At 74.9% G+C, this 11242-nt stretch carries 11 protein-coding genes; 9 read left to right on the top strand and 2 right to left on the bottom strand.

From position 1 onward, the window contains the following. The first annotated feature begins 112 nt into the window (after positions 1 to 112). Complete coding sequence (locus ACFTZA_RS16805; protein ID WP_378197549.1) at positions 113 to 2176, top strand: TPM domain-containing protein; 2064 nt, start codon at positions 113 to 115, stop codon at positions 2174 to 2176. Between the two features lie 44 nt (positions 2177 to 2220). Then, on the top strand, positions 2221 to 3012 hold the full coding sequence (locus tag ACFTZA_RS16800; RefSeq protein ID WP_378197546.1) for a PspA/IM30 family protein: 792 nt from the start codon (positions 2221 to 2223) through the stop codon (positions 3010 to 3012). 73 nt (positions 3013 to 3085) lie between these two features. On the opposite strand, the gene ACFTZA_RS16795 is transcribed toward ACFTZA_RS16800, so the two are convergent. Continuing rightward, complete coding sequence (locus ACFTZA_RS16795; protein WP_378197543.1) at positions 3086 to 3844, bottom strand: type 1 glutamine amidotransferase; 759 nt, start codon at positions 3842 to 3844, stop codon at positions 3086 to 3088. 170 nt (positions 3845 to 4014) lie between these two features. On the opposite strand from ACFTZA_RS16795, the gene ACFTZA_RS16790 reads away from it, so the two are divergent. Genes ACFTZA_RS16790 through ACFTZA_RS16780 form a run of 3 tightly spaced genes read left to right on the top strand, consistent with a single transcriptional unit; the run spans position 4015 to position 6091 of the window. Next, complete coding sequence (locus ACFTZA_RS16790; RefSeq protein ID WP_378197540.1) at positions 4015 to 4788, top strand: hypothetical protein; 774 nt, start codon at positions 4015 to 4017, stop codon at positions 4786 to 4788. After that, positions 4788 to 5474 carry a class F sortase gene (locus tag ACFTZA_RS16785; protein WP_378197537.1) on the top strand — a complete coding sequence of 229 codons (687 nt, stop codon included), beginning with the start codon at positions 4788 to 4790 and terminating at the stop codon, positions 5472 to 5474. Before ACFTZA_RS16790 ends, ACFTZA_RS16785 begins: the two co-directional genes overlap by 1 nt. A gap of 23 nt (positions 5475 to 5497) precedes the next feature. After that, complete coding sequence (locus ACFTZA_RS16780) at positions 5498 to 6091, top strand: NYN domain-containing protein (RefSeq protein WP_378197534.1); 594 nt, start codon at positions 5498 to 5500, stop codon at positions 6089 to 6091. A 15-nt stretch (positions 6092 to 6106) separates the two neighbouring features. Here the strand turns inward: ACFTZA_RS16780 and ACFTZA_RS16775 are convergent, their stop codons facing one another. Then, a complete protein-coding gene (locus ACFTZA_RS16775; RefSeq protein ID WP_378197531.1) occupies positions 6107 to 7354 on the bottom strand; it encodes a winged helix DNA-binding domain-containing protein in 1248 nt (415 codons plus the stop codon). A 119-nt stretch (positions 7355 to 7473) separates the two neighbouring features. On the opposite strand from ACFTZA_RS16775, the gene ACFTZA_RS16770 reads away from it, so the two are divergent. From ACFTZA_RS16770 to ACFTZA_RS16755, 4 genes are all read left to right on the top strand, one after another. Then, a complete protein-coding gene (locus tag ACFTZA_RS16770; RefSeq protein WP_378197528.1) occupies positions 7474 to 8223 on the top strand; it encodes a response regulator transcription factor in 750 nt (249 codons plus the stop codon). Next, positions 8220 to 9833: a sensor histidine kinase gene (locus ACFTZA_RS16765; RefSeq protein WP_378197525.1), complete on the top strand. Its 1614-nt coding sequence runs from the start codon at positions 8220 to 8222 to the stop codon at positions 9831 to 9833. Before ACFTZA_RS16770 ends, ACFTZA_RS16765 begins: the two co-directional genes overlap by 4 nt. Before the next feature lie 204 nt (positions 9834 to 10037). Further along, positions 10038 to 10769, top strand: coding sequence for a hypothetical protein (locus ACFTZA_RS16760; protein ID WP_378197522.1), 732 nt, complete (start codon positions 10038 to 10040; stop codon positions 10767 to 10769). A 132-nt stretch (positions 10770 to 10901) separates the two neighbouring features. Continuing rightward, the gene (locus ACFTZA_RS16755; RefSeq protein WP_378197519.1) at positions 10902 to 11195 is read left to right on the top strand and encodes a WXG100 family type VII secretion target; all 294 of its coding nucleotides are present in this window, start codon (positions 10902 to 10904) and stop codon (positions 11193 to 11195) included. Positions 11196 to 11242: the final 47 nt, after the last annotated feature.

Below are 11242 nucleotides of genomic sequence, written 5' to 3'. Positions count from 1 at the left end.
CGCCCCGACATCGCGCGATATCGGGGCGCGGATCCACTTCTCGACGGGTTGGCCACGCCCCTGCCGGTGTCGTCCCGTTGCAGGCACCGGACCGCTGGGACAGGATCGCGAGGTGATACTGCCCGACCGCGCGTCCTCCTCCCGTGTTCGCGACGTCGCGAGTCACGGCCCCCGGGCGCTCCTCACGGTCCTCGGCGCGCTGGTGATCGCCGCGGCGCTGCTCGTGCCGTCGGGCAGCGCGCACGCCGTGCCGCCGACGGAGGTCGAGGGCGAGATCACGGACCCGCAGGGCGTGCTGGGCGACCGCACGGACGAGGTCCAGGACGCGCTCGACCGCCTGGCCGAGGACACGGACCTCCAGCTCTTCGTCGTGTACGTGCCGGACCTGGACGGCATGGACGGCCTCGACTGGGCGAACGCGACGGCGACGGCCTCAGGCCTCGGCGTGAACGACCTCCTGCTCGCCGTGGGCACCGAGGACCGTCGCTACGGGCTGTCGTACGACAACAACGTCGGGCTGAGCGACGGGGACCTCGACCGTGTGGTCGGCACCGTCGAGGACCACCTGCGCGACGACGACTGGGCAGGAGCGGCGATCGCGGCCGCGGACACGGCGCGCGAGGCCGCCGCAGGGGGCGGGGGCGTGAGCACGCTCCTCGTGCTGGCCGTCGGCGGGCTGCTGGTCCTGCTCGTCGTGCTCGTGGTCCGTGCGGTCGTGAACCGGCGGCGCGGCGCGGCGGGCGCACCGACGACGGCTACCGGGCTGGAGGCGCTGCCCACCGAGGAGCTCGACCGTCGCGCGAGCGCCGCGCTCGTGTCGATCGACGACGCGATCACGACGTCGGAGCAGGAGCTCGGCTTCGCGCAGGCCCAGTTCGGCATCGAGGCGACGCGCGACTTCTCGGCGGCGCTCGCGGAGGCACGGCGCCGCGTCACGGAGGCGTTCACGCTGCGCCAGCAGCTCGACGACGAACGGCCCGAGACGGCGGCCGAGGCCCGCACCGCCATGGCACGCATCATCACGCTGTGCGACGAGGTCGCGGACGACCTCGACGCGCGCTCCGCGGCGTTCGACGAGCTGCGCGAGCTGCACGCGCGGGCGCCGCAGGTGCTCGACGAGACGGAGCAGCGCGCGGACGAGGTGCTGGCGCGCGTCGGTCCGGCGCGCGCGACGCTCGACACCCTCGCCCGGACGTACCCGGCGACCGCGCTCGCCTCGGTGGCGCGCAACCCCGACCAGGCGGAGGCGCTCGTCGCGGGCGCCCGCGAGTCCGTCGGCCGGGGCCGCGACGCGCTGGGCACGCGCCACCGCGGGACCGCCGTGGCCCTGGCACGCGCCGCGCAGAACGCGGTCGGTCAGGCGGTCGCGCTCCTGGACGCCGTCGACCGCGCCGGCACGGACCTGGCAGAGGCGGGCACGCGCACCGATCGCGGGCTCGCCTCGATCCGCGCCGACATCGCGGACGCGGCACGTCTGGCGCCCGCCGACCCGTCCGTCGCTCCGGCGCTCGAGGAGGCGCAGGCGGCCGCCCGTGCCGCGGAGACGGTGCACGACGGCGGCGACCCCCTCGCCGTCCTGCGCCGCCTCACCGAGGCGGAGGGCGCGCTCGACGCCGCGCTGGCGCCGTTCCGGGAGCGTGCGGAGCAGGCGGCGCGTGCGAACGCGCTCCTGCGGGACACGCTCGGGCGCGTGGACTCCCAGGTCCGGGCGACGAGCGGCTTCGTGCAGACGCGACGGGGCGCCGTCGGACCCGAGGCGCGGACCCGGCTGTCCGAGGCGGTCCGCCTCGCCGACGAGGCGCGCGCCCTCCAGCCGACGGACCCGGTGGCCGCCCTGCAGCGCGCGCAGCAGGCGGACGCCCTCGCGCAGGCGGCCGCCCGGCTCGCGCAGGAGGACGCGTCGCGCTGGGACGCCCAGCAGGGCCCCGACCTCGGCGGCGCGTACGGCGCCGGCTACGGGCGGCGCGGAGGGGCGGACGTCGGCGGGATGGTGCTCGGCGGGATCCTGCTCGACTCGATCCTGCGCAGAGGGGGTCGCAGCGGCGGGTTCGGCGGCGGCTCGTTCGGCGGTGGGTTCGGTGGTGGCGGCTTCGGCGGCGGCCGGTCAGGAGGCCGCTCCGGCGGACGGTCCGGTGGGCGGTCCGGCGGCCGGGGCGGGCGCGGCGGACGCTTCTAGACGACGCACGACGGCACGGCAGGGACGACACGAGAGGACACACGATGGCGGAGAAGCAGAGCATCTTCGGGCGCATCACCCAGCTCGCGCGGGCGAACATCAACGCGCTGCTGGACAGCGCGGAGGACCCGCAGAAGATGCTGGACCAGCTCGTGCGCGACTACACGAACAACATCGCGGAGGCCGAGCAGGCGGTCGCGCAGACGATCGGCAACCTGCGCCTCGCGGAGCAGGACTACAACGAGGACGTCGCGGCGATCCAGGAGTGGGGCCAGAAGGCGGCCGCGGCGTCGGCGCAGGCGGACCGGTTCCGCCAGTCCGGCGACACCGCGGGTGCCGACAAGTTCGACGCCCTGGCCAAGGTCGCGCTCGGCCGCCAGATCGCCGCCGAGCAGGAGGTGCGCCAGGCGGAGCCCTTCATCGCGAGCCAGCGCGAGACCGTCGAGAAGCTCAAGTCGGGGCTCGCGATGATGAAGGACAAGCTCGGCCAGCTGCGGTCGCGGCGCGACTCCCTCGTCGCGCGGCAGAAGACGGCGCAGGCGCAGCAGACCGTGCAGGGCGCTCTCGGGTCGATCAACGTGCTCGACCCGACGAGCGAGCTGTCGCGCTACGAGGAGATGGTGCGCCGCGAGGAGGCCATGGCGATGGGCCAGGCCGAGGTCGCGGCGTCGAGCATCGACGCGCAGTTCGCCGAGCTCGAGTCCTCGGGCGAGCAGATCGAGGTCGAGGCACGGCTCGCCGCGCTCAAGCAGGGGTCCGCGCCGGCGCCGCAGGTCTCGCCGACCCAGGTGACGCCCGAGATCGGCACCGGCACGCAGGACGCACCGACGCAGTAGGCGACGCCACCCCCGCGGTGGTGGCGTCGCCGGTGCTCGGGCGGCACGCGACAGCCGCTCCGTCCCGGGAGCATCAGGCGGAGACGGCTCCCCTGGCGACGGCGCCACGCACCTCGGTGGCGAAGGACTCCGCGAGGCGGCGGCCGCCGTCGGCGATCTCGGCCGCGTGGGCGTCGTAGGCAGCCAGCACCGCGGCGGTGTCGACGTCGTCGTACCGGTCGCACCACCCCGCCAGGGACGCCCACGACGCCTCGGGGTGGAACTGCACGCCGAGAGCTGAGCCGAGGCGGAACGCCTGGTAGGGGTACATGTTCGACGACGCGAGCCACACGGCGCCCGGCGGCAGGTCGACGACGGCGTCGCCGTGGGCGCTCGCGACCCGCTCGACGGGCGCGTCGCCACCGGCGAGTGCTCCGAGCACGGGGTCGTCGGCGGCCTCACCGCGCCAGAAGACGCGGGTGGCACCGACCTCGATCCCGGGCGGGGCCGCGACCTCCACGCGTCCGCCGCCGGCGACCGCGAGGAGCTGGGCGCCGAGGCAGATGCCGAGAGTCGGCAGGCCGGTCGTCGCCGCAGCGAGAAGCAAATCGCGCAGCGCCGGCAGCCACGGCGCGCGGGCGTCGTCGTAGGCCGACATGTGGCCGCCGAGCACGACGAGGCCGTCCCCGACCTCGTGGAGCGCGGGGAGGGGGTCGCCGTCGTAGGCGCGCACGACCCGCAGGTCTAGGTCGAGAAGCTCCGCCCAGGTGTCGAGAGTGACGTCCGGAGAGCTCTGGACGACCGTCATCCGCACGACGCCGCGGGCGTCGGACGTGGTGTCGAACGTGGTCACGAAGGAGGACCGTACCCACTGGCCCCGGGTGGGGCGCAAACCGCGGGCGCGCCAGGGCCGCTCCCGGAGCGGCCGGGACGGATCGACGACGAGCACCCATCCGGATCGAGGACGGCACCGAACCCCTTCCACGGCCGCGACCGTCGCGACCGTGGAAGGGAGCACGAACCATGCGCACGCGAGCACGCACGGCACTGGCAGTCCCCGCCCTCTCCTTGGCTGCGGCCCTCGCGGTGGCCGCCCCGGCGGCCGCCGCCGACACCACGCAGGGCGAGCTGTCGCCCGTCCCCCTGAACGGGGTCGAGGGCGGCGGGACCGCCATGGTGTGGGTCGACGGCACCACGCTGAACGTCGAGATCGAGGCCACGGGCCTGCTGCCGGACAGCCCGCACGCGGCCCACGTCCACTTCGCGCCGGACGCCCGGCACGAGTGCCCCGCCGCGAGCGACGACGCCGACGGGAGCGGGACCCTCACCACGAGCGAGGGCGTGCCGGCCTACGGGTCGGTGCAGGTCTCCCTCACCACCGAGGGCGACACGTCCGCCGACTCGGCCCTCGCGGTCGACCGGTTCGGCACCGCCCCGGGTGGGAACCTCATGTACGAGCGCGGCTCGATCGAGGTCTCGCAGGAGGTCGCCGACGCGATCGCCGGCGGCCAGGCCGCCGTCGTGCTGCACGGCGTCGACCACGACGGCAGCGGCGCGTACGACGGCGACACGATGTCCGACCTCGACCCGTCACTGCCGGCCGAGGCCACGGACCCCGCGCTGTGCGGGATCATGACGGTCTCGCAGATGTCCGAGATGCCGCAGGGCGGCGTCCAGACCGGCACCGGCTCGACCGCGGGCGTCGAGAACGCCGGGCTGATCGTGGGCGGCGCCGCGGCGCTCCTCGCGGGCGGCGCGCTGGTGCTGCGTCGTCGTCGCGCGGTGGCGCAGGACTGATGTCCCGCGACGTCCGACGCGGCGTCGTCCCGGCCGCCGCCGTCGTGCTCCTCCTCGGAGGGGGCGCGGCGGTGGCGGTCGGGGTCGCGGGCCAGGAGCCCGCTCCGCCGCAGGTCCGCACGACGGCGCCCTCCGCCGACTCCCCCGCGCCCGCACCGTCGCCGTCCGGTCCGGCAGGTACGGGTGTGCCGGCGCCGCCGGAGCCGAGCGTCCCGCCGAGCCCGGCCGCGGAGGCCGAGCAGCCGCTGCCCACCACGGTGCGCATCCCGGCGCTGGATGTCGAGTCCGAGCTGGTCACGCTCGGGCTCCAGGCGGACGGCACCATGGCCGTGCCGGAGGGGCCCGACGTCGACCGCGCCGCGTGGTTCGACGGCTCGCCGCGGCCCGGCGCCACCGGTCCGGCCGTGATCGAGGGTCACGTCGACACCGAGAACGGACCGTCGGTCTTCCACGACCTGGCCCTCCTCTCGGCCGGTGACGAGATCGCCGTGGACCGGGCCGACGGGTCCACCGTGACGTTCGTCGTCGAGGAGGTCGCGCAGTTCCGCAAGGACGACTTCCCGACCCTGACGGTGTACGGCAACACGGACGGGCCCGAGCTGCGGCTCATCACGTGCGGCGGGACGGTCGACCCTGTGACCGGCCACTACACCGACAACACGGTCGTCTCCGCACGTCTCGTGTGACGGGCCGCGGCTAGGCTGGCGCCATGTCCGACCCCCAGAGCGCCGCTGCCCTGACGCCTCCGCGGCGCACGTACCTCGTCGTGGACGGCGAGAACATCGACGCGACGCTCGGCATGAACGTCCTCGGCCACCGCCCGGCGCCGGAGGAGCGCCCGCGGTGGGACCGCATCGTCGACTTCGCGCGGCAGGCGTGGAGCCAGGACGTGACGCCGCTGTTCTTCCTCAACGCGTCCTCCGGCCAGATGCCCATGTCGTTCGTCCAGGCGCTGCTCGCGATGGGCTACCGCCCGATCCCGCTCGCCGGGTCCAGCAGCGAGAAGGTCGTCGACATCGGTATCCAGCGCACGCTCGACGCGTTGCGCGACCGCCCGGGCGACGTGCTCCTCGCAAGCCACGACGGCGACTTCCTGCCGCAGGTCGAGGCGCTGCTCGGGGACACGGACCGCCGCGTCGGGGTCCTGGCGTTCCGGGAGTTCGTCAACGTGCGCCTGTCCGAGCTCACCGCGCGCGGCCTCGAGATCTTCGACCTCGAGGACCACGCGGGCGCGTTCACCGCGGTGCTGCCGCGCGTGCGGATCATCCCGCTCGAGGAGTTCGACCCGCTGCGCTACCTCTGACCGCCGGCTGCGTGCTCACGCGTGCAGCTCGCGGTACAGCGGGGTGGGGAAGGACGCCGTCGTGCCGTCGCCGCCGAGCAGGCCGGCGAGACGCGCGGCCTCGGCCGCGACCGCGGCCTCGGCGTCCGCGCCGACGTCCTCGAGCAGCCGGTGGACGGGCTCGCCACCACGGCGCACGGTCCACGCGCCGACGATGCGCCCCTCCCACCAGACGGTCGCGCCCGCGTTGCCGATCGTGTCGAAGAGCTGGGGCCGGTGCGGCCCGAGGTACCAGTCGCGCACGGCCCAGCCCATCGTCGTCGGGTCGAGGGCGGGCAGGAGCGCGACGTGGCCCTCGACCGTGCCGGCGGGCAGGTCGAGCGACCCGTCGTCCAGCGTTGCCGGCAGCACGACCCCGGGCACGACGGCGCTCTCCCCCACCCCCTCCGGCGCACCGACCTCGAGCTCGACCTCCCGGACGCCGACGTCCGCGAGCGCCGCGCGCGTGTGCCCGAGGTTCCACCCCGTCCACCACTGCAGGTCCTTCTCGGTCGCGGGCCCGAACGCCGTGAGCCAGGCGCGCGCGAGCTCGGCGCGGGCCGTCGCCTCGTCGAGGCCGGGGACGCCGTCGGGGAACCAGTCGTCCATCGGCGACCACACGTGCCGGTTGGAGGACCACGATCCCCGGGGCTCGCCGCGGACGATCTCGCCCTCCGCCGACAGCATCGACAGCAGCTGGCTCGTCGCGGTGCGCCGCACGTCCCACGACTTGTCGGTCGTGGGGAGGAACGCCGTGCGCAGCGCGGGCGCCGCCCGGGACAGGCTCGCGCCGTCGAGCGGGCCGTGCTCGGCGAGCGCCGCGTGCACCTGTCGCTCCGCCTCCGCGAGGAACGCCCCCGCGTCCTCGACCGGCGGCTCGGTCGGCAGCGTCGCGAGCTCCTTGAGCAGGCGCGCGCGCAGCCGCCGGCCCACGGCGGCACCTGCCGCGGCGTGCACCACGGGCACGAGCCCTCGCCGCACCACGAACATCGTGCGCCGCATCGCGAGGACCTTGACGAGCGTGCGGCGGTCGTACAGCGCGTCGCGCACGTCGGCGATCCCGAGGCCGGGGTGCCGCGCGAGGACCGACAGGTACACGCTCGGGGCGTCGGTGGCGTGGAGCGCGAGCACGCGGTCGACGACGTCCTCCGCCGTCCGGGCGGCCGGCAGGCCCGGGTGGTCGACGCGGAGCGCGAGCTGCCGTGCGACGAGGGCGCGCCGTCGCTGGTCCACGGTGATCCGCATGGCCCGATCCTGCCCGACGCCGCCCACGCTCGACGCCCCGCCCGCGGCCGGAGAGGGAGCCTCGTCGGGGTGGAGTCCGCTCCCAGGCGGCTCCCAGAGGACGCGCGCACACTGGGACCATGAGCACTCCCGAGGCACGTCTCGTCGTCGTCGACGACGAGCCGAACATCCGCGAGCTCCTGGCGACGTCCCTGCGCTTCGCCGGGTTCGAGGTGCACGCGGCCGCGGACGGGCAGAGCGCGCTCAAGCTCGTGCGCGACGTCGACCCCGACCTCGTGGTGCTCGACGTCATGCTCCCCGACATGGACGGGTTCACCGTCACGCGCCGGCTGCGGGAGAAGGGGCAGCACACGCCCGTCGTCTTCCTCACCGCGAAGGACGACACGCGCGACAAGATCACGGGCCTGACCGTCGGCGGCGACGACTACGTCACGAAGCCGTTCAGCCTCGAGGAGGTCGTGGCGCGCATCCGCGCGGTCCTGCGTCGCACCCACGCCGAGCCCGTCGACGAGGCCGTGCTGCGCTTCGCCGACCTCGAGATGGACGAGGACTCCCACGAGGTGCGCCGCGCCGGGATCGAGGTGGACCTGTCCCCCACCGAGTTCAAGCTCCTGCGCTACCTCATGCTCAACGCCGGTCGCGTGCTGTCCAAGGCGCAGATCCTCGACCACGTGTGGCAGTACGACTGGGGCGGTGACGCGAACATCGTCGAGTCCTACATCTCCTACCTGCGCCGCAAGATCGACAACCTCACCGTGCCCGGCCCGGACGGGGAGCCCGTCACGCTCCCGCCGCTGATCCACACCAAGCGCGGCGTCGGCTACCTCCTGCGCCAGCCGCCCCCGGCGGAGACGTCGCGCACCTCATGACGACCGGTCCCGTGCGCACGACGGCGCAGCGACCGTTCGGCCGGCGCGTCCCGACGGGCGACTGGAGCTGGTTCGCGCGCGTGCCGCTGCGCGCACGCCTCGTCGCCATCCTCGTCCTCCTGTTGGCCGCGGGGCTGGGCATCGCCTCCCTCGTGACGACGACGGTGATCTCGAACTTCCTGGTCAGGCAGGTCGACAGCCAGCTCGAGCGATCGGCCGGCGCCGTGGCCCGCGTGACCTTGAACGACCGCCTCGGGGCATCGACGCAGCTGCCGTCGGACTACTTCGTGCTCGTCCGCCCCGCGGAGGGCGAGGAGGTGCCCCTGCGGTGGCCGCAGACGGTCAACCTGTATGGGGCGCCACAGATCCCCGCGATGTCGGAACCGGAGGTCGAGGAGAGTCTCGGGGAACCGTTCACCGTGTCGTCCGAGGGAGGCACGGATCCCGCGCAGTGGCGCGTCGTCCCGTTCTTCTACGGCTCGGAGCTGACGGGTGCACGCGACGGCACCGCCTTCGTCGCGCTCCCGCTCACCGGTATCCACGAGACCGTCAAGTTCCTCGGCCGGTCGCTGGCCCTCTCGGCGCTCGGCATCGCTCTCCTCGGCGGTGCCGTCGCGTACGTCGCCGTGCACCGGGCACTGCGACCCCTGCGGGAGATCGAGGAGACCGCGGCGGGCATCGCCGGCGGTGACCTCGCGCGCCGGGTGCGACCCGCACCTCCGACGACGGAGGTGGGCTCGCTCGCCGCGTCGCTCAACGCGATGCTCGCCCAGATCGAGGAGGCGTTCGCCGCCCAGGAGGCGTCCGAGGCGCGGATGCGACGCTTCGTCTCCGACGCGAGCCACGAGCTGCGCACCCCGCTCGCGACGATCCGCGGCTACGGCGAGCTGTACCGGATGGGGGCGCTCGACAGCCCGGACAAGGTCGAGGACACCATGACGCGCATCGAGGACTCCGCGACGCGGATGGGGACGCTCGTCAACGACCTGCTGGCCCTCGCGCGGCTCGACGAGGGCCGCCCGCTGCGTCACGAGCCCGTCGACCTGGCCGCGCTCGCCCGCGACTCGGCGCAGGACCTGCACGCGCTCGACCCGTCGCGCGACGTGGGGATCGTGGCACTCGCGCCGGGGGCCGACCCACCGGCGTCGGTGCGCGTCGTGGGCGACGAGGACCGGCTGCGGCAGGTGCTCGCCAACCTCATCGGGAACGTCGCGCGCCACACGCCCTCGGGCACGGCGGCGCAGATCGCGCTCGGCGTCGTCGAGGCGCCTCCGCTCCCCGGGCCCGGCGGTGCCGGCGCGCCGGCCGGTGCCGCGGCACCCGCCGGCGACGGGCCCGCCCGGGCCGGCGCGACGGCGGTCCTCGAGGTGCGCGACCACGGCCCCGGGGTCTCCGCAGGGCAGGAGGGGCGTCTGTTCGAACGCTTCTACCGGGCCGACTCCTCGCGCAACCGCGCGTCGGGCGGCTCGGGCCTCGGCCTCGCGATCGTCGCGGCGATCGTCGCCGCCCACCACGGTCACGTCGCGGTGCGCCCGACGGACGGCGGCGGGCTCACCGTCCGGCTGGAGCTGCCGCTCGCGGAGCCGGCCGGGCCGCACGACGCGCCCTGAGCGAGTGCTCGCCAGACCGGGTCGCGACGATCCCGTGATGCCTTCGTGACCTCACCGTGACGCGCGGACGGCTAGCATGGCGCGTCGTCGTCTGCGGACCGCCCTAGGCTGGTGCCTGGGCCCGCGGTCGACGTGGGCCTGTCGCCCGGTACTCCCCGCCGGGCCGGCCCGGCACGTGCCACGTCGTCGAAGAAGGCTGAGTTCATGGGCGTCACCAGTGTCGACGCACCGCAGTGGTTCCTCTCCTCGTTCGTCCGCAGCGCCCGAGGTGCCGGCGCGACCGCGTCGGACGACGACCTCCGCGCCGCGGGTCAGGACCTGCTCGACCGCTGGGACACCCCCGGCCGTCACTTCCACAACCTGCGGCACCTCGCCGACGTGCTCGGCCGCGTCGACGAGCTGTCGCAGGAGACCCACGACCCCGACCTCGTGCGGCTCGCCGCCTGGTACCACGGCGCCGTGTTCGACGCGAAGGCCCGGGCCACCTACGCGCGCAAGGGCGGCGAGGACGAGTCGGCCAGCGCCGCGCTCGCGCTCGGCGAGCTGACCGCGCTCGGCGTGCCGGAGGACGCGGCACGGCGCGTCGCCCAGCTCGTCAACGCGCTCGTGCGCCACGCGCCCGACCCGGCGGACTTCGACTGCGCCGTGCTGTGCGACGCCGACCTCGCGATGCTCGCCGCCGAGCCGCAGCGCTACAAGGAGTACCTCAAGGACGTGCGCGACGAGTACGCCCACGTGCCTGCCGAGGACTATGTCCGCGCCCGGATCGCGATCCTCAGCAAGCTGCTCGGCCGCCAGTCGTTGTTCTCCAGCCCGCTCGGCGCGGCCTGGGAGGAACCCGCCAGGCAGAACCTCGACGCGGAGCTCCAGCGGCTGCGCAAGGAGCAGAACAAGCTGGCACAGGCAGCCTCGGCGTCCACAGCAGGCACCGTCTGAACCGTCGTCCACAGGGCCCGCGCCCGCCGTGGGTGCACGCCCGGGGGCGCGGCTAGCGTCCCCGACGTGCCCGGCGACCGGACCGGGACGGCGCGGGCCCGGCGTGGTCCGCAGGACACGACGGAGGACGAGATGAGCAGGTACGAGGTCGACAGTGCACGCGTGGCGCAGGCGAGCACGGCGGTGAACGGGTCCGTGACCGCGATCCGCACGGAGGTCGCGGCCATGATGCGGCACCTCACCGACCTCCAGGCGTCGTGGCGCGGCGGGGCCGCGACGGCGTTCACGGGCGTCATGGCGCAGTGGCAGGGCACGCAGACCCAGGTCGAGGCGGCGCTCGACGCCATCACCGCCGCCCTCGGGTCCGCCGCGCAGACCTACGCCGACGCCGAGGCGCAGGCTTCGCGCCTGTTCGCGACACGCTGACGCCGTCCGGGCACGACGAAGGCCGCCGACCGGGAGCACACCCGGTC

This window comes from Cellulosimicrobium sp. NPDC057127, from assembly GCF_042670945.1.
Taxonomy (GTDB): Bacteria; Actinomycetota; Actinomycetes; order Actinomycetales; family Cellulomonadaceae; genus Cellulosimicrobium.
The sequence above is the reverse complement of the archived record's forward strand: the minus strand, read 5'-3'. Positions and strand labels throughout refer to the sequence as shown.